Here is a 21661-nt window from a genome sequence, read left to right on the forward strand (position 1 = left end):
CCTCAGCCCTGGACCGCGGCCGGGCCGCGCCCGTCCTGCTCTTCGGCCAGGCGCGCGGCGAACTCGTCGATGAAGACCGCCATGTCCGCGCCGATCGCTTCGGCACGCGCGCCCAGGTAGTTGTAGCCGAACAGTGCCGGGATCGCGACGCCGAGGCCGGCGGCGGTACACAGCAGCGCCGCGGCCATGCCCGGTGCCACCGAATTGATGTCCACCGCGCCGGCCATCGCCGCCACCACGAACACCAGCATGATGCCGATCACGGTGCCGAACAGGCCCACGTACGGCGCGCCCTCGATGGTGGTCGACAGCCAGTTCATGCGCCGCGCCATCGCTTCCTGCTCGCGTACCATCACCGCATCCATCGAAGCGCGGATCGCCGCAATGGTGGCACCACTGAGATAACCACTGTTGCCGTCGCGCTGGTGGCGCTGCTGCATTTCATCAATGGCTACCTGATAGATGCGCCACAGCGAACCGTCATGCATCGCGGTCGGTGCCTTGCCCTGGCGGTCCATGTCGGACAAGGTGCGCAGCGGCACGCCGGACAGCTTGCCGAAGCTCTCGGTGAACACCGCATTGGCCTTGCTGGTACGGCCGAAGTGGCGGCTCTTGGCAATCATGATCGCCCACGACAGCAGCATCATCAGGCCGAGGATGGCGACCACCACCCAGGCGTCGAACGGCATCGCCTTGAGGATGAAGGCGAAGTGGCTCTGGCCGGCAGACTGCTCGTCGGCACCGTAGCTGATCAGGCGCGAATCGGCGCCCTGCGCGGTGGCGTCGGCCAGCAACAGCGCCGCCGGGCGCGCCACCCGCGAGATGCGCAGCTCATCCAGCGCTCCTTCGAAGTTGGCCAGCGGCTGCGCCGCGCCCGGCGCATCGGCGCCCACCACCGGCGCGGTGGCCAGCGCCGGCAGCTCGCCGCTCAGCTGGGCAACTACGCGACCATTGAGGTACAGCTGCAGCGCGCCCTTCTCTGCGGTCAGTGCCACGTGCGCCCACTGCCCTTCCGGAATCGGCTGTGCCGGCGTGCTGCGCTGGCCATTGAGCTGCACGAACGGCACGCGGTTCTCGATACCGACCACCAGCTCGGAGGCGCCATCGCGACGGGCGTAGATCGCCTGTGCCGCGTTGGTGCTGCCCGGCTTGATCCAGGCCGAAACAGTGAGCGGCGCGCCGGCTTCCTGCGCCAGCGAGGCGCTGGCCGGCAGCGGCAGCGGGGCTGCACCCAACTGAACGCCGCGGCCGATCACCGAGCCTTCCGATGGCGGCACGACGGCCCCGGCATTGTTGCCGTAGGCCGTGGTGTCGCGCGCCGGCGCATTGGCTTCGGCGAAGTGGTAGACCAGCGTGTAGTCCGGGTCGAATACCTGCTGGCCATTGCCGCTGGCCGGGGCCTTCTCATTGCCGTAGTACATCCAGATCGTCTGCGGCGCGGCTGCGCTGACTGCCGGCACGTCCACCCAGACCAGGGCCAGGCCGAGCTTGGGGTCGAACTGTTCGATCTGGTGGGCCAGCACGGTGCGGCCATCGCCCGACACGAAACGCAGGTCGTTGCCCGCATCCTGGGTACCGTCGAAACCGAAGTTGCCGGTATGCAGGCGCAGCAGCAGCGGCGTGCGGCCCGGGTCACCGGCCAGGCCCGCGCCCTGCGGGCCGGCGTCGACGGTGATCGGCTTGCGGTACTTCCATTCGGCCTGCCACCAATTGGCATCGGCCGCAGCGGCGGGCAACGCAACCAGCGCGGCCAGCAGCAGCAACACTCGGGAAAGCAAACGGTCCATGCGAGGGGTCTCCGGAGAACGCATGTTCAAGGGAAGGGTCAGTAACTGGTGCTGATGTTGAAATGCAGGCGCGGGTCATCCTTGCGCGTGACCGGGCCATCGGCATAGGGCCAGGCGTAGTCAAGGCGCAGTTGCAGGTGTTCGCCCAGGCGCAGCTGCGCGCCCAGGCCGACCGAGGCCAGGTTGTACTTGTCACGCTGTTCGGGCAGTGGTTGGCGCAGGCGCAGATAGGCCGCGTCGGCAAAGCTGTAGACGCGCAGGTCGGTGCCACTCCACAGCGACCACGCCGGTGTGCGCCATTCCAGACTGGCCAGGCCGCCGTAGTCGCCGATCGCTTCGGCCGACAGATAGCCACGTACGGTATACATGCCACCGGCGGCGAACTGCTCGGCCGACACCAGCGGCGCGTCGGTCACCTGCAGCGAGCCGCGCGCGTACCACTGCCAGTCGCTGCCGAAGGTATGCGTGTTGGCCACATCGGCCTTGAACGCCACGAAACTCGGGTCGGCCCAGTAGCGCTTCTGTCCGAAGGCGGTGGCGTCGCTGCCGTAGCCCAACAGCCGGCGGGTGCCGGCCACCAGCTGGGTGTTGATGCTCAGCTGATCGTGCTCGCCCTGGCGCACGCCGACGAAGGCCAGCGTGATCGGCGCGTACTTCAGCGGCGTCTTCAGGCTCTCCGTGCCCATCTGCGTGTCTTCCTCGGTGTCCTTGAAGTCCACACCCAGGCTGAGCTGGCGCCACCACTGACTGCTGCCCGCCAAACGGTAGTTGAGCTTGACGCCGATCGAATGACCGTTGCCGATCACGTTGGTTCCGGTGCCGGTACCGACCTGTCCGCCCGCGTTCAGCACGCGGCTGTCGGACGTGTAGCCGGACGCTTCCAGGCTCCACGGCGTGCCCTCGAACGGCATCATGTACGAGGCCGAAAACACCTTGGCCTGCTTGGTATCTTCCGGCGCCAGATACACGCCGATGTTGACGCTGTGCCCGCGCCTCCACAGGTTGTCGTAGGCCAGCGATGCACTCAGTCGCAGCTTCTCGGTGTCGGCGCTGTGGTCGTTGTTGAGCGCCGCGCTGGCGCGCCACGGCGACTTCTCCTCGACCTGCAGGTCCACATCCATCGTGCCCGGCACCTGGCCTTCGCGCACCAGCGGCATCACCTGGCGACGCCCGCCCTCATTCAGCGCGGTCAGTTCCTTCTGTGCCTGGTCGAAATCGGGCACCTTGCCCTCGGCAAGTGCCGGCACGCGTTCGCGGATGCGTTCGGGCGATTCGTGCTTCGTGCCTACGACCCGCAGCTGGCCGATCGGCGTCTGCTGCACTTTCAGCAGCACCACGCCGCCACTGACCTGCTGCTCGGGCAGCTCGACGTAGACCGACTGGTAGCCTGCCTGCTGGTACAGCGCATTCACCGCGTCGCGTGCCTTTTCGACATCGGCCAGGGTCTTGCCCGGGCCGAGGAACGGCTCCACCGCGCGTTCAATCTGGCGCGGATCGAGCACGGTGTTGCCGCGCACGATGTATTCATTGATGTTCACGCTGGGCGCAGGCGCCGCGTCCTGCGCGAACAATGGCAGCGGCATCGCGGCCAGGGCCAGCACCAGTGGATGCAGGCGCAGCGGAAGGCGGACAGCTCGGCACGGAACAGGAGTCATCGAAGGCATCGCGTCGTATCGAAGGGAGTGGCCAGGGAGCGGCGCGTGGGTCTACCAACAGGACGTGCACGTCGCGTCAAAACCGCCAATAGTTTTGTGACAGCACTGTCATCTTTTGACCCGGCCGAAACGGTGGCGGGCGGAGACTGCCTTCGCCACACGTCTTCCTTGCAGAACGCCGGTTGCCGCGGGAGATTGGAAATGAGTGCACTATCGATAGCGGGCATCCGCCCTGCCCTGGCGCTGGCATTGCTGCTGGCGTTGCCATCGCTCCGTGCCGAGGAGGCGAAGAAGCGGGAAGAGGCCGTGCCGTGCATTGAAGTGCAGGTCAACGGCGAGCGGATTCCGGCGTGGGACTGCCTGCAGCGCAAGCTGGCACCGGCGGCGAAGCCAGCCAAGTCACCGGCGCTGCCTGAAGCCGAACGCCTGATGCGGCAGCCCGGCAACCAGCTGATGCAGTACAACCTGGAAGGCACGCGACAGCGCATGGGCGATGCCTTCGGCCGCTCGGTGGTGCCGCAGCGCCCGGCGCGCTGAGCCTGCGCAGCTGTAGAACCGGGCCCACGCCCGGCTGCTCCAGCGCGCCCTTCAACGTTCATGCAGAAGCCGCCGGGCGTGGACCCGGCTCTACAGTGAGCCACCGTTCGAGGGCGCAGGCACGATGCCATCGGTCGGCACCGGCGGCAGCTCGGGCACCGGCACGCTGCGCGACTGGCCGGCCTGATTCAGTTCCACTGCACTGGCACTGATGCTGGCCAGCACCGTGCAAGGCCCCAGCCGCTGCCCGGGTGCGTACGCTTGCGCAGGACGACCATCCACCGACAGCAGCGCCAGTGGCGCGTGCTCGCCGGCCATCACGCCGAGCACGACCACCTCGGTCCGTACCGCACCGGGGGACAGCAGCCGCACCAGCGGCAGGCTGGCCATCGCATCGAACAGGGGCCGTACCGGCGCCTCGGCCTGCGCTTCACCGGCCGCCACCGCTGGCGCCACCGCAGACAGGGTGACACTCCAATAGGCCACTACGGCCAGCAGCAGCATCGCTGCCAGCAGGGTCAGCATGCGATTGCGATCCCAGCGCCTGCCATCCATGTTCCGCACCATCGCCACGTTCGTGTCCGCCTACGCTAGCAGCTGCGGCTGACGCTTTTGTTTCATCGTACAGGCCTATGCTGGCGCGTATCGGCAAGGACCGGAGGCAATGTCGGTGCAACGCATCCCGCGCGGTTTTACCCTGCTGGAGCTGATGGTGGTATTGGTGATCATCGGCATCTGCACTGCCGGTATCGGCCTTGGCTTGGGCAGCCTGCTCGATCCGGCCCGGCAACTGCGCCAGGAAGCCGAGCGGTTGGCGCAGCGGCTGCAGGTGGCACGCGACGAAGCCCGAATCGATGGCCGGCCCCTGCGCTGGCAGTCCGATGCCAAGGGCTATCGTTTCAGCCGCCGCGAAGGCGGCCGCTGGGTGACCGTGGAACGCGATGACCTGTTGCGGCCGCAGCAGTGGCAGGCCGCTGGCATTGCGGTAGCGCCCGCCAGCGCCATCGAACTGAGCCCGGAATGGATCGGCACTGCCTGGGAGCTGGGGCTGTCGCTGGAGGGCCGCACACTGCGTCTTCGTGATGATGGCAGCGGACAATTGCAGGTCGTGCAGTGAAGCAGGCGATGCGAGGATTCACCCTGATCGAAGTGCTGATCGCGCTGGCGATCGTATCGATTGCGTTGGCGGCGGTGATGCGTTCGGTGGCGGTGGCGACCGACGATCAATCGCGGCTGCGCGATCGCCGCCTGGCGCTGATGTGCGCGCAGGACCGCTGGCAGGAACTGCGCCTGACCGGACAGGCAGCGCAGGATGGCCGCCAGCGCTGCGTGCAGGGACGCGGCAGTTTCCTGGTGCTGCAGCATCTTGGCACGGGCAGCGACGGCCAGCCGCAGCTGGAACTGAGCGTGGTGGCCGAGGACGCACCGCGGCGACCGCTGGCGCGGATGCAGCTGCCGTGGACGCTCGCACCGTGAAGCGCGCCGTGCGCGGCTTCACCCTGATCGAGGTGATGATCGCGATCACCATCATGGGCGTGCTGGCGCTGATCTGCTGGCGTACGCTCGACAGCGTGGCCAGCAGCGACCAACGCCTGCGCCAGGCCGATGCCGAGACCACCACGGCGCTGCGCGTGCTGCAGCAGTTCCAGCGTGATATCGACATGCGCGCAGACGACGCGCTGATGAATGGCGCCGTGCGCCCGGCGGACCAGCCGCAGCGACTGCTGCCACCTTCGCTGGTAAGCGAACGGCACCCGGATGGAAGCTTCGCGCTGGAGATCACCCGCAGCGTCGGCAGCGACGGGCTGCGCTGGCAGCGGGTGCGCTGGTGGCAACAGGGCAACACGCTGTGGCGGGCCAGTGGCGAGGCGACCGACCGGTATCCGCTGCCAGCGCCTGAGCAATCGAGGGGCATCGCGGTGGCCCAAGGTGTGCAGCGGTTCGAGGTGCGGGCCTGGCAGCCCGGTGCCGGTTGGGCGGTGCTGCCGGGCGAAGGCGAGGTTTTGCCGGCGACGGGGCTGGAGCTGCGGCTGGGCCTTCGCGATGGGCGTGGGCCGCTGAGCTACCGGCGGGTGCTGGAGTTGTAGGGTTCGTTCGTGGCACCGCATCCACGCAGGGCGTGGATCTACTGCTGAGGCTGCTCTGGTGATGGCGGGGATCTACCCCCGAGCCTGCTCTGGTGGGTGCCGACCGTTGGTCGGCACTGATGCTGGCCCAGGCATCCACGCATCGCGTGGATCTCCTGCCCTCCTGCCGCCGGGTGCTCTCCTGCACCCGACGGCGCTGTGTCGGTGGTCCTCACCGCTGATGGCCGCTCCCTGCCCTCGGTGCCGTCCTGGCTGGGGCCGCCACCGTTCCGTGGCGGCTGGCCCGATGCTGCAGCCCGATGCGCTGCACCGGGCAATGCGTGCCGACCAAGGTCGGCACCTGCCGGGGCGTGGAATGCCTAGCGGCGCTCGGTGCCTTCGTCGCGGCTGGCCTGCGGGAACTGGAAGGCGCTGTTGGCGTCGTAGCCACTGCCGGCGGTCGTGCCACGCGCAGGCGGAGCGATGCTGCTTGTACCACTGCCAAAGCCCAGAATCTGCACGCTGATCACCGATGGCTGGTTGCGCCGTGCATCGTCCTGGCTCTTGCGCATCACATCCTGTGCGGCCTGGCTGGCACTGTTCGCCGCCGCACTGGCCGAGGCCAGCGCATTGACGTTCACCGTGGCCAGCACCGGCAGGCCCTTGCTCTCGCCCTGTACCTGGATATTGGCGGCGTTGAGCACCTGCAGCGCCGCCAGATTGATGTTGCCCGAGACGCGGATACCGGCCTCGCCCGCATCGATGGTGCCCAGCGGCGCGATCAGGTCGACGTCGCCCGGCGGCACTTCGGCGATGGGGTTCAAGGTCGCAATGCCTGCGCCACTGGCGGGAGCCTGCGGCGACAGGATCACATTGCCCCAGCCGTCATAGAGGCGACGCGGTGGCGTGTACAGCAGCGTCGTCTGCGAACCGCGACCGGCATTGATGTCACCCTGCTCCGACCAGGCCAGGATGTCGCCGCCGAACGTGGTCATCACCCGCGACAGGCCCAGCAGCACGCTGTCCTGGCTGAACAGGCGGATATCGCCCTGCCCCTGGGTGACGAGGCCGGCGCTGGCAGGCGGCACCACGCCCTGTACGCCGACCACGATCTGTCCGCCCGGTGCCATCAGTTCGATGTTGCCGCCCGCCTCGGTGCGCACGCCGGAACCGCCGTACATCACGATATCGCCGGTACGGTCGATCGTCGCACCGGCCGCATTCCTGTCCGGCATCAGCGTGGCGATGGCTTCGCGCCCGCGCAGGTAGGAGCCGAAGCGGGGCCCTTCTGCATCGGTGTACTCACGCCCACCTTCGCGCAGTTCGGCGTAGTACACCTGACGCAGGAAGATGCGCTGCTGTTCCTGCGGCAGTGCGTCGAATGCAGCCAGCGCCCCGTCGCCGTCGGCAGCCACGCCGAAGCGCTGCTGCAGCCACTGCTTCAGCTCCTGGTTGTAGACCTTGACGGCCTTGCCCGGCTGCGACGCGAGCGATTGCGCGGGATCGGCCAGATTCGCAGGATCCAGATAGCGGGCACGCAGGGCCGCGAAATCGATCTGCTGGTTGCCGGCCATCAGCGCGATGCTGGCGCCGGGACGGTTATCGCCCTGCACGATGCCACCGAGGCTGACGATGCTGCCCGCATCCTCCTGGCGCAGCTGGCGGCCGGCACTGATCTCGGTGTTGCCGGGGCCGGCGATGATCGCGTTCAGATGCACGATGTCGCGGCCCGCCGCCACCACCGTGAAGTCGGTGGACGCGGTGTTCAGCGCGGTCATCGACACCCCGAGGATGTCCCGGCCTGCCCGCAGTTGCACGGCGCCGGCGGCCTCGAACCAGTTCAGCTGCGTGCGCTGCCCCCCGTTGGGAGTCAGCGTGCGTTGGGCGCCGGTGGCCAGACCGATGATGTCGCCCTGCACCGCGTAGAAGCGGCTCGGCGCCAGGGCCGCAGACACGGTGGACAGCGGAGTATTCGGACCGAACGCAAACAGCGGAAGCGACGCCTGCGGCGATGCAATGTTGCCGTCGACCGACAGGTTGTGACGCGAGCGGGTCACATTGCCGCTGGAATCCCCCTGCTCGGCCATGAATGCAGGGTCGAAGGGTCCCGGCAGGCGCGCGTCGCTGGCGGAGCGCGCGATCTGGGTCGCGCCACGCTGGGCGAAGATGCCGCCACCGGCCAGGACGTCCAGCCGTCCTGTCGCCGAGGGTGCCAGCAGGATCACATCCTGCGTCCCCGGCGTGGTGCTGATCCGGTCCAGCTTGACGTCGCCCTGCGCAGCAACGGCGCTGAAGCGCGAAGGATAGAGCCAGTAGTTCAGCAGCTCCTCCCGGCTGCCCGGTGCCAGCGCAACCTGCTCGGGCCACAGATTGCTGCCGGTCACGTTCTCCGGCCCGGCCAGGCCCGGCGCCAGGTCGCCACCGGCACTGAACAGGTCCACGGCGGTCGTGTCGGTCCACAGGGAGAACCAGGTGCTGCCCGCAGCGCGGCTGCCGTTGTCCTGCACCACCGCGCTGTAGTTGGCCGGTGGAACCCGACCGGCATCGGCGACGCCGCCGAGCACGACGTCACCCCGCGCCTGCAGCTGCGCGACCGCATCGCCCAGCACCAGCACCGGCCCGCCCATCGGGCGAGCGGCGTCGGCGGCGAACAGATCGGCCGCACGCAGCTGGCCCAGCGTCGCGTAGCTTTCCAGGGTGACGCCCATTGCACCGATGCGTCCCGCATCCAGCTGCAGGCTGCCACGCAGATTGCTGAAGGTACCGTTGAGGTCGAGATTCTGTCCCGCCCTGGAGGCATTGAGGCTGGAGAACGTCGCCCGCAGATTCGGATTCAGTGCGCCACCGATACGCAGTTGCAGGTCGCCGCCGCCGGTCAGGTGCAGCTGGCCATCGCTGACCCGGCCGGTCGATCCCACCGCCGCGATGATCGCACCCGAGCGCGGTGCGATCGTCGAGTCCAGCGCGTCACCTATCGCATCGCGCACGCCGGCGTCACGCCCGGCCTCCAGCGTCAAGTTGCCGCCGCCCAATGTACCGAAGCCGGTGAAGCCGACCATCCGCGGAGAGGCGCCAGCAGCAGCGGACACGTTGGTGTAGGCGCCAAAGTTCACCCACCAGCTGGTCGGCACCGGCTCCACGCCGGTGGTGCTGCCGGTTCCCTGCCGCCACAGCCAATTGCCGACCGCGGCACTGGAGTACAGCGCCCAGTCACGCTCGCTGGTGCCCGACTCTGCGCGCCCGGTCCAGACGTCACCGACGATATCTCGCCCGGCTTCGACGCGCAGGTTGCCGCCATGATCGGGATACCAGGCCTGGTAGCCGGCCAACGCGGCATCATAGCTGCCCGGCACCAGGTTCGGACCCAGCAGTGCGGTGTTCCTGGGGGCTGCTGCACGGGGCGAATTGAAGGCAGCGTCGCGGCCCTCGCCCAGCGTGGTGGGAGTGCCCGCCGTGTACACACCGAAGCCGGACTTCAACACGACGTCGCCGGCAGCGAGCAGTTCCAGGTCACCCTTGCCGGTGCGCAGCACGCTCCAGGCCGGCGTGCCCGCGCGCTTGCCATAGGTGGTCACTTCGGTCTGCGTGCCACCGCCGGCGCAGTAGGTCGGTGCGGTGCTGCAGAACTCGTCTTCGGTCATGCCGAACATCGCCGCGAAGTCCTTCGCAGGGGTGCCCACGTAGGACTCGTCGCCCCAGTAATCCAGCGAACCCTGCGCGGCCACCTGGCGGGGTGCCGGGCCGCAGTAGTCGGCCGACATCGCGCAGAACTCATCTTCGGTGAAGCCGAACATGTCGGCCAGCTCTGCGATCGGACGGCCCGCATAGGAGGTGTCGCCGATCCAGTCCAGCGATGCCTGCTCGGTCAACGCGCGGTCACCCACCCAGATGATTTCGGTCTTGACCGTACCGATCGAGCCCTGGTGGGTATCGGCCAGCACCACGCTGCCTTCGCTGCCCCAGCGTCGGCTGCGTGGATCGGCCGCCCCGGCATCGGCACCGGCAACCACGGTCAGGTCCCAGGAGGTGGTGCCCTCGGCCAGCATCGGCGCCAGCGCCCAGTTGCGTCCCTGGTTGCCATTGGCATCGGCCGGCCGCAGATTCACCGGCCCGTTGCCGGGCAGCTCCACCTTGGTCAACGATGGGATGTACGCGCCCACCTTGAGCTCGACTTCCCGCGCCAGGCGCAGCGCAACCGGCAGCACCGCGCCGGCAGGCCACTCCTGTGCCGCCATCTGGACCGCGCTGCGCAGGCGGAAGCCGGCGCCGAGGCGCGCGCCGGCCGCCAGCACCAGCGGCTCCTGCAGCACGGTGCCCGCCGCCAGCGTCTGCCCGGACTGCGTGGTCACCGCCGCACCCAGCACCGTGCCCGCAGGCAGGCGCAGGGTCTGCGAGATCTCCATCGGCGCGGGCAGCACGGTACCGACCGGAAGCGTTACCGATTCGACCGGCACGTCATAGTTCAGGCGGGTGCCGGCCTGGAACTCGGTGCCCGGCTGCAGCTTCACTCCGTCCACCGGCACCACCAGGCCGCCACCGAAGGGGGTGTGCCCGGCGCTGCCATTGCGAGCCTCATACAACTGCCAACCGCCCTCGTCCGGCGTGGACGGCGGCGGTGCGAAACCATCATTGATGCTGCCATGGACGTTGATGTTGCCTTCGGCGCGCAGCACTAGCGAGGCCGATTCACCGAAGCCACGCCGCGATGGATCGGCGCGGTTGGCTTCGGGCCCGTAGCGGTAGCCGGACAGATCGATGTCGCCGGCAATGGTCAGGTCGCCCTCGGGATTGGCCTCGCTGCGCCGCGCCACCACCTGCACGCCGGGACGCAGGCGGACGTCGCCCAGCGCGGCGGTGCGCTGCTGCAGATCCGGATTGCCCAGCGCGCCATCGATCCAGGCCACGCTGTGCGGATCGACCACCTGGTCCAGCCACTGCTGGGTGACCAGCTGCGCGCGGTTGCCGCGCACATCAGCGGTGCTGGCCAGGGGCGCATCGTCGTAGCGACGGACACCATTGAGCTGGATGTCGGCCGCGCCATCGATGCGCAGGCCGCTGGCCGCAGCAATCGCCGCGTCGTTGCTGCCCAGCCGCGGCACATCGATCTTCAGCGAGCCCCGCGCCATGCCGTCGTTCTGTCCAGGGCCGTCACCGAGGGCAACGTCGCTGCCTGCACGCATGTCCAGGTGCGCCGCGCTGCCCAGACCAACGGCGCCTTCGGCGCTGCCCAGCGTGATGGTGGCCCGGTTCGGACTGTCGATGATCTTGCCATGGCTGTCCACGCGCAGGCCGGTACCGTGCGCGTCCAGCGTGCCGTCCACCTGCAACTGATCACGGGCGTACAGGCGGATGCTGCCGACCTGCTCGCCGCTGGCATCGATGCGGCCGGCCACGGTCATGCTGCCCGCGTCGACACTGATGTCGACCCGGCGCGCCTTCACTTCGTCGCCGATCCGCAGATCGCCTTCACCGATCTGGAAGCTGCGACCACCGACGACGCCGCCGGCGGTCAATCGCTGGTTGAGGCCGGTGAAGTCTTGCAACTGGCGTGCCCGCACCACAAGTTCACCACCGTCGTAGGGCACCAGCGTGCCACCGGCATCGTAGCGGCCACTGGCGGTGCCCTGCAGATCACCGGCCAGATCGGCTCGGCCGGCCATTGCGGTGACCGTCATGCGCCCGCCGCGGTTGTTGCGGGCGGAAACATCGATGCGGGAGGCCGCATCGGTGCGGATGTCCCCCGTGTCGCTGGACAGCAGGACATCACCGCCCCAGCTGAACTTGTCCACGTCGTACAGCGAGACCTTGCGCCCGGCAAGGTCCAGCGCCGCCCGGCTGCCAAGCGTGATGCCCTCGCGCGCGTTCGCAGACAGCCGTCCTGACGCCAGCGCGATCGTGCTGTCCAGCGTGATCCGGTTGGCGTCGATGCTCAGCTCACTGCCCAGTGCATCGCCACCCGCCTTGCCGGTGCCCCCCTGCAGGCGGAAGTCGCCGCCGGTGCGCACGCGCAGCTGCGCGGCGGGATCGGCGGTCAACAGCGGTGTATCGATACCCAGGCTGCCTCCGCTGTACTGCCAGCCCTTGTCGGCCAGATAGTCGCCGCGCTGCTGGAACACGTCCAGCGTGCCCTGCGCGGAGAACGACAGCTGCTCCGAAGCACTCAGGTTCAGCGCACTGAATCCGAGTACCTGACGGTTGGCAGGCACCTCGGAGCTGGGACGGCTGAACGGGGCGCGCGCCAGCTGCAGGTTGCGGGTGACGATGTCCAGCTGCCCGGCGCCGAGCCGGTCCACCATCGGATCGGCCGGCGGCACCGACGCATCGCTGCCCGGCCCCTGCGTCGCCGCCAGCGAACCGTCCCAGACCAGTGTGTCCACCAGGATGCGCGCACGGTCGCTCGCCGCACCATAGCCATGGATGGCCTGCGCGCCCAGTACCAGCGTCTGCAGGCCACCGCGGCCGGTGGCACTGTCGCGCGCATCCAGGTCGACGCTGCCGAAGACGTTGACCGAATCCCGTGCGATTAGGCTCAGCGTGTCCAGCGCCGGCGCGCCGGTGGCATCATTGCCGCGCAGCAGTTGCTGCAGCACGGACTGGTTCATGGTCATGCCACTGGGCAGCGCCCCTGCCGCAGCGGCCTGCGCGATCGCTTCGGCACTGCCGAGGTTCAGCGCCGCCATGCTCAGGCCGAGCTGACGGGTGCCATAGCTGGCCGAGTCGCGCATCTGCAGCGTGCCATCGGTCGCTACCGCGATGCTGCCATCGGAAACCAGCCGGGTCTGGCCGTCGCACGCCGTCTGGCACCCCCCGATGTCGATTGCCACCGGACCGGCCTCCACGCCGGTGGTGCCGGTGATCAGGTTCAGGCGCTGGTTGGACACCGCCAGCAGGCCGCCGGAGACCTGGTAAGGCAGCGTCGCCCTGGCATCCGCGTTGGCGGATGCGAACGGCAGTGTATCGAGGGTCGCACCGGCCTCGACCAGCACGCCGCTGCCACCGGAGGCCGCTGCCACCAGCACTTCCGGTGCGTTCAGGGTGACTCCGGAACGGATCGCCACGCTGCGTGCCTGGCCGGTCACCGCCACCTGCGAAGTCACCTGGTTGAACTGCCCGCCGATCATCATCCGCACAGGCAGGAAGGCATTGAGCGCGTCGTCGCTGAAGGTGGCACCGCGATCACGCGCCTGCGATTGCGCACCGCCATCGACGATCTCCAGTGAACCGACCGCCGGGCTGGCCAACGTGGCTGTCAGCGTGCCGCCGCGCCCGTTGTCGGTGGCGGCGCCGAACCGCGCGGTGCCGGCGAAGCGGATGGCAGGCGTGTCTGCACGACCTGCGCCTTCGCCCAGCGCCAGGGTCAACCCGAGCGCATCGATGGTCTGCCAGCCGCGCGACTCGCCGCGGCGGTCGGCCACCGATTGCGCGAAGCTGTTGTAGGAGGTTTCGTTGTAGCCCGAGTGCCGGCGTACCACCGCGGCGGGGGTCAGCAGGATGTCGGTGAGCAACGGCGAGATTGCCGCGCCCAGCGCCGCGCGCTGCTGCCCGGACACACGCCAGGTGCCGGTGCCGGTCGCGATGGGTTGCGCGATGCCCGAGGCACCGGTGGCGCCCAGCTCCACCCGGAAGGCACCGGGCTGCAGCGCATAGCTGGCCGGCATCAGCGTGTAGGTGCCTGCCACCAGGCCGGGCACGCCCGCCGGCACGGTGATCTGCTGGCCCACCCCCGGTGCGGCGAATCCTTCCTCGCCGCTGGGGGCGAATGTCCCGGCGCGTCCCGGCACGATTGCATACACCGGGTTGCCCGACGCACTGAATTCATAGCGCGGATTGGCGTCGGCCAACGCCGTGCGCAGCACGTCGACAGAGCCGCCGCGCCCGGACACGAAGGCCGCACCCGTCAACTCACCACCGCCGGACATGTCCAGCAGTGCCCCCGGCGCCACCTCGACCTCGTTGGCCTTCAGGGTCACCCCCATCGAGGAGATGCCGGCCGGCGTCAGCGAACTCACGCTGCGCGTGCCGACCCGCCAGTCGACACCATCGACGGTGCCACCATAGGGCAGCGACAGGCCGGCACCGCTGGTGGAGGTAACGCTGCCCGGGAGCAGTTCCACCCGGCTGCCGACGGTTCCGTTCTGGATCAGGCCGCCCAGCTGCAGCGTGCCCATCGGCACCTGTACGTTGCCGCCCTGCTGCACCGTGGCGGCCACCAGGCGAAGCGTGCCCCGCGCCGATTCCGGCGCCGGCTGCGTACCCGCACCGATGCCGTGGATGCGCAGCACGGCATCTGGATCAGCCCAGTAATCAGCGGTCTGCACGGTCTGCGCAGAAGCGCCGGCCACCAGCGTGCCGGCCGCACCCGTGGTGGGGTACAGGCGGGCAGCGGTCACATCCATCGAACCGGCCGTCATCAACGCGCTGGTGTTGCCATTGCTGGCAATGCTGTTGGTCAGGCGCACATCACTGCGGCTTTCCAGCGCCACGTGTTCGAACCCGGGCAGCCAGGTGACGTCGCGGATGTCGATCAGATCGGCCTGCACCGCCAGCGCATGCTGGTCCGGCGCCGCCGAGGCAACATCGGCCGTGACCAGCAGGTTCTCGCCCGGCAGCTGGCGCCAGCGTGCCTGCGCCAGGCGGACGTAGGGCGCACTCAGTCGCAGCCCCGAGGACGGCCCGGCATCCACGGCCATGCCCAGGCTCGACGTTCCCTGGCCGTGGAAGCGCAGGCTCTGGGCCAGGCGCAGGTCGACATCGCCGGCGGCGCGGATGTCACCGAACACGGACAGGCTACCGAAGCCGCCGGCCTGCAGCTGCTCGACCGACAACGCGGCGTGGCCATATTCCAATGCGGCCGGCAGTGGCTGCGCCGGTGCGTTGTGCTGGCTGAGGCTGATCGCACGCGCCCGCAGTACCTCATCGCTGGCGCCACGTGCATGGATGCTGCCGCCAAAGGCCAGGCCAAGCGTGCCGCCGCGTGCGCCGGCACCACCGGCGGCCGCGTCCATCCCGCCGTCCAGGTACAGCGCATTGGCAGAGCGCAGCACGATCTGCCCGCCGTCGCTGTCCACGCGCACACGGCCCTGGCCGTCGATGTCCAGTTCGGCCGACGCGCCCCGCGCCTGCAGGCGCGCACCGCGTTCGACCACCACGAAGGCTTCCGGTGGACGGTTGTCGACGAATGCTGTGCTCTCCCAGTCCAGCGCCCCACCAATCTCGATGCGTCCGCCCGCGCGCACCTGCCCGCGCAGGCGGCCGCTGGCATCGGGCAGCGAAATCGCGTCGGCATCGGCATCCAGCAGCGCGCCTTCGGCGAAACGCCAGGTGCGTTCGGTGCGCTGCCCGGCGTACAGCGCGTTTTCCGGTCGCACATCGTCGATCAGGATGCGGCCGCCCTTGGCGCGCAGCGTGCCTTCAACATCGATGTTGCCTGCACCAAGCAGCGAGATCGTCTGCCCTGGATCGACCGCCACCAGTGCATCCGTGCCGACCCGCAGGTCACCGCCCACGCTGTTGCGGTCCGAACGCAGGCTGATGCTCGCGCCTGCGCGCTGGCTGACGCGCCCGCTCGACGGATCGGCGCTGTACAGCGGCGCATCCCACGCCGCCAGCGCGCTCGCCCGATCAGTTGCCATCCGAGCGCCCTGGGTCAGCTGCAGGCCCGGCAGGGCAGCGACCAGCTGCGCGCCATCGGTCACCTCCAGGCCCTGGTGGCCGTTGATGTCGTACTGCGCAAAGCCACTGCCGAACAGGCCGGGGTCCAGTCGCAGCGACGCGCCCGCCGGGTCCGCATCGCCCACCCGAACGTGGCCACCGGTTCCCAGCGAGAAGGAACCACTGCCCTGTCCTCGGCCACTGAACCGGCTCCCCTCGCCCAGCTGCACCCGTCCACTGCCGTCGGTCGCAACCGTGCTGCTGTTCGCCTGCAGGCTGACGCTGCCCCCTTTGCCGATGCGGCCCTTGCCGCGCAGGTCCAACGCGGCGCCGGCCTCCACGTCAACCGATGCCTCGGCGCCCACGACCACGTCATGACTGTTGCTCAGGCTCAGGCGACCGCCATCCGTCCAGGCACCGCTGGCGTCGAGCGGCATCGCCAGTGACGCATTGCTCCATTCACCGGAGAGATCGATCCGCGTGCCGTCGGCAATGGCGGTGCGGGCGCGGCCATCGTGCAGCAGCGCCGTCGGCCGGCCCTGGACATCCAGCAGGTTGCCCGCCGACAGCTGGCCGCCGGCAATGCCGATGTCGCCTGCCAGTTCCACCTCGCTGCCGGTCAGATTGAGCTGTCCGCCTGCCTGAAGGCGAAGGCTGCCATCGATGCGGATGCGATCGGCGGTCGCCAGGTCGATCCGTCCCCACTGCTGGGCACTCAGCTCTGCGGTATCCAGCCACACTGTGTCACGCCGCTCCTCGTTGACCGGCGCCAGCAGCGACCACGCCGCCTTCGTCGGAGCCTTGTCATCCAGGCGCACCTCCGAGCCGAACACACCGCTGCGGCCCTGGCCGTCGTAGCGCCCCAGGTACAGCTGCGCGTTGCGTGCGGCCGCCGTCTGCGCCTGCGCATAACCCTCCAGCGCGGAATCCGGCCTGCGGTTCTGCTGCGCACCCTGGAAGGTGGCAGTCTCAACCTGCCCATCCAGCACCGCGGTCGGTGCGGAGACGATCAGGCGTCCTGCGTCGCGGCCGACCGTGTACCCGTTATCGACACGCTGCGCCGCGAATACGATCGGATCACGGAAGGTCTCGGTGATGCCCCAGCGCTCCTGCTTTACTTCATGGCCGCTGTACAACCCATCGAACAGCATCTCCGCCGGCGCATCATCGAGGCGGTAGACCTGGCCATCGACGCCGCGCACCCAGCTCTGCCGGATCACGCCGCTCTGCACATCCAGACTGCCACCGGCAAGGTTGATGCGTGAGCCGCCATGCGTGATCACTTCCCTGCCGCCCAGCAGGACGGTGCCTCCCTGCGCGGCCCATTCGCCGATCGAGTGCCCCTGGTTGTCGAGGTAGCCGCCCACTTCCAGCAGGCCACCCGCCGCGTACCAGCGCTCACCCTCGTAGCCCCCGGTACCGGCCGGAACGTGGACCAGCCGGCGGCGGTCGACCCAGACCTCGCTGCTGGTCAGCTTGCCGCTGTCGCGGTTGTCCAGGGCATCGCGCAGTTCGTTGCCCTGCACCTTGACCTGGACATTGTTGCTCTCCATCGACACCTGTACGCCCACTGCACCGGAAACATCCACGCGTGCCGCGTCGTCTACGTAGCTGCGGGCCGCCGCATCGGCAATGATCTGGCCGCCCGTGGCAACCGTCAGCGAATCCGCACTGAAATGGATGTTGCCACCCGAGACGATCTCCACCCGCGACTGGTCCCGGCGATCATTGTGCTGGGACAGATTGTCGAAGGTTGCCGAGCGCGCGCCGGCGCGGATCGCGTCCTGCTCTGCCGATTCCTTGATGAGGCTGTCGCGCTGCGTATCCAGCACCGTAGCCTTGCCATCGTCCTCGATCAGCACCGCCGTGGTGGCTCCATCGGCAAGCGTGACGCTGCTGCCGGCATCACTGGCCGAGGCCAGAAGATGCACGGTGCCGCGCTGCGCAAGCGTGGTGCTGGCCACGGCCACACCGGCCTGCTCGACGCTGCGCCCGGCCAGGGTCACGTCACCCTCGCGGGCGCGCAGCAGGCCGGTGTTGCGCACGCTGCCAGCCGTGCTGCCAGCGATGAAGCGCGGCGCGATTTCATTGCCGCGGGTGGTGGAGCTGGTATTGGTCGCCGTACCCACGCCGCGCCGGATCACGAAACTGTCACCGGCAGCGAGCTGCACCTGGCCCTTGCGCGCCTCGATATGTCCTGCATTCTCCACGCTGTGCCCGGCCAGCAGCACGTAACCACCGCCGCGCGTCGCACTGGTCGGCTCATGGGTCGCGATGCGGGCGCCCTGCTCCACCATCACCTTGCCGAATGCATCGCTGAGCGCGCTGCTGCTGGCGTCGGGGCTGTACAGGCCGTTGTCGCGGAACTGCGCATCGCTGATCCGTGCTGCGGCTGCCAGCAGGTTACGTACATTGACCTGGCTGTTGTTGCCGAACACCACGCCATTGCGGTTGGCCACGAACACCGTGCCATTGGCGTTGAGCTGCCCCAGGATCTGGCTGGGCCGCGCACCCGGGTCATTGACCCGGTTCAGCACGGCCCAGTCAGGGTTCTGCAGGAAGTTCAGCGTGGTGTTACCGCCGATGTTGAAGGTCTCCCAGTTCAGGATCGCCTTGTCCGCGGTCTGCTCGACCGTGACCTGCACCCGCCCGTCGCTGCCCTGCGACTGGACCGCGTCGCGCGCGTTGAGCCAGCCACGGGTCAGCGGGTTCTGGTCGACGCTCAGGCCGTCCTTGCCGAGGCCATCGGCAACGATGAAGCCAGCCTCGCGGCGCGCCTGCCGCGCCTGTTCCTGCAAGCGCTGCTGCAGGGCGATCGCCTGCGCCGCGGTGCCGAGATTGTCGATCGACTGCTGCAGCTTCTGCCGTGCTGCATCCTGCTGCTGGGCCGGCAACTGGAACTGGATCGGCACGCCGTTGGGCATGCGGCCACTCTGTGCCGCGCTGCCCTGGGCCGCGCCGCGTTCGGCGAACCAGCCCGGACTGAATGCCTGCTGCGCCTGGCTGGCCGGGGCCACCATGCTGCCCAGGGCGACCGCGATGGCCCACGCCATCGGATGATTGCGGCGCATCGGCGCGGCCGGATGAACAGCGGACGGGAGCGGGTGCGACATCGGAACCTCATCAACCTGGTGGGCCGCGGCTGCGGCGACGATCGGGGAGGCACGCGCAACGCATGCCCTGCCCCTGATAGACGGTTCATGTGACACGAAGCCGACAGCGAAACACTGCAGTGGCGGCACCGTCGCGGAAATGGCGACGCCGGCCCAGGAGGCCGGCGTCGGGTCAAGCAGGACTCAACCAGTGCTGCGGATTACAGCGGACGACCGATGCCCGAGCAGGTGCTGGGGTTGTTCAGGCCGGCAGCGCTGCTGGCCAGCACGAAGCGGTTGCGGATCGCATCGCGCCAGGCCTTGGTCAGCGGGATGAAGCCGTGGTCGGTGATCGACTTCTCATACGCGACGGTGTAGGTCGCCGGATAGTGGCGGGCCAGGAAGCCGCGCAGGCTGGTGGCGACGCTCGAATCCTTGTAGCACTGGCCGATCACCAGGTTGGTGTAGCCGGCGATCGGATAGCCGGCCGACGGGTTGCCGAACACCGGCACCCAGTTGGCGGGGTCCTCGGCTGCGGCGCCGGTCGGCGGAGCGACGGTGTCCAGGGTAGCCTGCACGCTCACCTGGTCCGGCGAGAAGCCCTTGACCTTGGCGACCTTGGTCGCATCGGTCAGGCTCGGGATCACGTCCGGGCCGACGTAGCCGATACGGCCGTCAGCAGCGTAGACAGCGTTGTACAGCGAGGTGCCACCGGTGGCCGGGGCGGCCACCAGGAACGCCGGCAAGGCGCCGTTGTCATCGCGCTTGTACAGGTCGGCGAAGGTCGACTTGATGGCGAACTTGCCACCCACCAGCTTCGAGGTTTCAGCGTTCTCAGCGGCACAGGCGGCGGTCAGGAAGCGGCTGAACATTTCGCTGGTACCGCTGCTTTCCGGGCGGTACACCACCTGGATCGGGCCGCTGCGGTTGGCATCGATGGTCGACCAGTCGCTGATCGCGCCCGAGAACACGCCGCAGATCTGCGCCACGCTCAGGTCCACCGCCGAACCGGCCTTGTTGAACGGAATGGTGACCGAGGTGGCCACCGACGGCACCTGGATCAGCGCGCCGTAGCGGTTGGCATTGGTCGGCTGGTTGAAGTTGGTGGTGTAGGTGTTCAGCTCGGTGCTGCTCAGCACCGAATCGCTGCCGGCGAAATGCACGGTGCCGGTGGTCGAGAACAGCGCCGAGTTGTTTTCCAGGAACGCCTTCTTGCCGGTGCCCGAACCGGTCACGGCGTAGGTGAAGTTCGCCGGCAGGATGCTGTCGGCCGAACCCTTGTAGAGGTCGGCCGGCAGCGATGCACCGCCGCCGGTAACGGTCTGCGCCGACGCGGCGCCCACGGTAGCGAGCAGCGCGGTGGCAACCAGCGCGGCCAGGGTCTTGTACTTGGTCATGATCTTCTCCTGAAGGGTTTACTGCGAAGGGAAACGCCAAGGGAGGAACGGTCATTGCACGCCTGCTGTCGCCAGGGGCCTCCCAGCCCGCTCTGCGACGACGTGGCTATGCTGGTCCGTGCCGATGACAGACCGCTTAAGAAACCTGTGGAAGATCGAAAAAAGGTGTGGAGGATTGTGTGGAGAAATCCAGGCACCAGTAGATCCACGCCATGCGTGGATGTGCCGCCCATGTCGCGCGTCGGTTGATCCATCCACGCATGGCGTGGATCTACTGCACCAGCTGATTCATTTCCATGATCGGCATCAGCACGGCCAGCACGATGGTCAGCACCACGCCGCCCATCACCAGGATCATGGTCGGCTCCAGCAACGCGGTCAGTGCCATCGCGCGGCGCTCGATCTCGCGCGAGATCGTCTGTGCCGCGCGATCCAGCAGTGGTGCCAATGCGCCGGTCTTTTCGCCGCTGGCCACCAGGTGCACCAGGATCGGCGGATACACCTTCTGCACCTTCAACGCAGCACCCAGCGCGGCACCTTCGCGTACGCGCGCGGACACGTCATCAGCGCAACGCGCCAGCAGTGCATTGCCAAGCGTCTGCCGCGCCGCTTCCAGTGCACGCAGCAGCGGCACGCCGGCATCCAGCAGGATCGCCAGGGTCGAGGCAAAGCGCGCACTGTTCACACCCAGTACGAAACGCCCGACCATCGGCACCCGCAGCAGCATCGCGTCCCAGCGCAGGCGCAGCTCGGGCTTGCGCAGAGCCAACCGCCATGCCACCACCAACGCAGCGATGCCGAGCCCCGCCCACACTCCCCAGCTGCGAACGAATGCACTGGCCGCCAGCATCACCTGGGTCAGCATCGGCAGCGTCTGCCGTGCCTGCACGAACGCGGTCACCACCTGCGGCACCACATAGCTGAGCAGGAAGACCACGATCGCCACCGACACCAGGCTGATCGCCGCCGGATAGATGAAAGCCGTCAGCACCTTGGCCTGCAGCGCATTGCGCTCTTCGATGTAGTCGGCCAGGCGCTCCATCACCCGTGCCAGGTCGCCGGAGTCTTCACCGGCGCCCACCAGCGCCCGGTAGATCGGCGGAAAATCACGTGGCCGCGCAGCCAATGCCACGGTCAGGCGCTGTCCAGCACGTACGTCGGCGCGCACCGCGGTGAGTGCCTGGGCCACATGCGGGCGCTCGGCCTGTTCGATCACCGCACTCAATGCACCTTCCAACGGCAGGCTGGCGGCCAGCAGGCTGGCCAGCTGGCGGGTTGCCCAGGCCAACTCGCTGGCGGACAGCCGGCGCGTGCCCCAGCCACTGCCGGCGTTGCGCGCCGCGCTCACCTGCACCGGCGTCAACCCACGGCCGCGCAGCAGCTGGCGCGCGCCGCGCGGGCTGTCCGCGTCCAGCTGGCCCTTCTCGATGCGGCCCTGCGCGTTGGCGGCCTGATAGTCGAACAGCGCCATGCAGG

Annotated in this window: 10 protein-coding genes; 4 read left to right on the forward strand and 6 right to left on the reverse strand. The window is 68.6% G+C overall.

Annotated features, from left to right (window positions below; genetic code table 11):
• Positions 1–2: 2 nt before the first annotated feature.
• Positions 3–1787 carry a DUF2341 domain-containing protein gene (locus V3B46_RS01055; protein ID WP_329890894.1) on the reverse strand — a complete coding sequence of 595 codons (1785 nt, stop codon included), beginning with the start codon at positions 1785–1787 and terminating at the stop codon, positions 3–5.
• 38 nt (positions 1788–1825) lie between these two features.
• Positions 1826–3442 carry a ShlB/FhaC/HecB family hemolysin secretion/activation protein gene (locus V3B46_RS01060; protein WP_329890895.1) on the reverse strand — a complete coding sequence of 539 codons (1617 nt, stop codon included), beginning with the start codon at positions 3440–3442 and terminating at the stop codon, positions 1826–1828.
• Between the two features lie 201 nt (positions 3443–3643).
• Between V3B46_RS01060 and V3B46_RS01065 the strand changes: the two genes are divergently transcribed.
• Positions 3644–3979, forward strand: a complete 336-nt coding sequence (locus V3B46_RS01065; RefSeq protein ID WP_262082417.1) for a hypothetical protein — start codon at positions 3644–3646, stop codon at positions 3977–3979.
• A 90-nt stretch (positions 3980–4069) separates the two neighbouring features.
• On the opposite strand, the gene V3B46_RS01070 is transcribed toward V3B46_RS01065, so the two are convergent.
• Positions 4070–4534: a general secretion pathway protein gene (locus V3B46_RS01070; RefSeq protein ID WP_049423092.1), complete on the reverse strand. Its 465-nt coding sequence runs from the start codon at positions 4532–4534 to the stop codon at positions 4070–4072.
• A gap of 115 nt (positions 4535–4649) precedes the next feature.
• Between V3B46_RS01070 and gspH the strand changes: the two genes are divergently transcribed.
• The 3 genes from gspH to V3B46_RS01085 are packed head-to-tail and all read left to right on the forward strand — an operon-like array spanning position 4650 to position 6066.
• A complete protein-coding gene (gene gspH / locus V3B46_RS01075; protein WP_329891186.1) occupies positions 4650–5096 on the forward strand; it encodes a type II secretion system minor pseudopilin GspH in 447 nt (148 codons plus the stop codon).
• A gap of 8 nt (positions 5097–5104) precedes the next feature.
• Positions 5105–5455, forward strand: a complete 351-nt coding sequence (gene gspI / locus V3B46_RS01080; protein WP_193391262.1) for a type II secretion system minor pseudopilin GspI — start codon at positions 5105–5107, stop codon at positions 5453–5455.
• The gene (locus V3B46_RS01085; protein WP_329891187.1) at positions 5452–6066 is read left to right on the forward strand and encodes a prepilin-type N-terminal cleavage/methylation domain-containing protein; all 615 of its coding nucleotides are present in this window, start codon (positions 5452–5454) and stop codon (positions 6064–6066) included. The genes gspI and V3B46_RS01085 overlap by 4 nt, the downstream gene beginning before the upstream one ends.
• A gap of 359 nt (positions 6067–6425) precedes the next feature.
• Here the strand turns inward: V3B46_RS01085 and V3B46_RS01090 are convergent, their stop codons facing one another.
• The 3 genes from V3B46_RS01090 to gspF form a co-directional block, all read right to left on the reverse strand.
• Positions 6426–18809, reverse strand: a complete 12384-nt coding sequence (locus tag V3B46_RS01090; protein WP_329890896.1) for a filamentous hemagglutinin family protein — start codon at positions 18807–18809, stop codon at positions 6426–6428.
• A gap of 200 nt (positions 18810–19009) precedes the next feature.
• The gene (locus V3B46_RS01095) at positions 19010–20185 is read right to left on the reverse strand and encodes a substrate-binding domain-containing protein (RefSeq protein WP_100472769.1); all 1176 of its coding nucleotides are present in this window, start codon (positions 20183–20185) and stop codon (positions 19010–19012) included.
• A 271-nt stretch (positions 20186–20456) separates the two neighbouring features.
• Positions 20457–21656: a type II secretion system inner membrane protein GspF gene (gene gspF, locus V3B46_RS01100; RefSeq protein WP_262082411.1), complete on the reverse strand. Its 1200-nt coding sequence runs from the start codon at positions 21654–21656 to the stop codon at positions 20457–20459.
• Positions 21657–21661: the final 5 nt, after the last annotated feature.

The organism is Stenotrophomonas sp. SMYL11, assembly GCF_036320005.1.
Taxonomy (GTDB): Bacteria; Pseudomonadota; Gammaproteobacteria; order Xanthomonadales; family Xanthomonadaceae; genus Stenotrophomonas; species Stenotrophomonas maltophilia_A.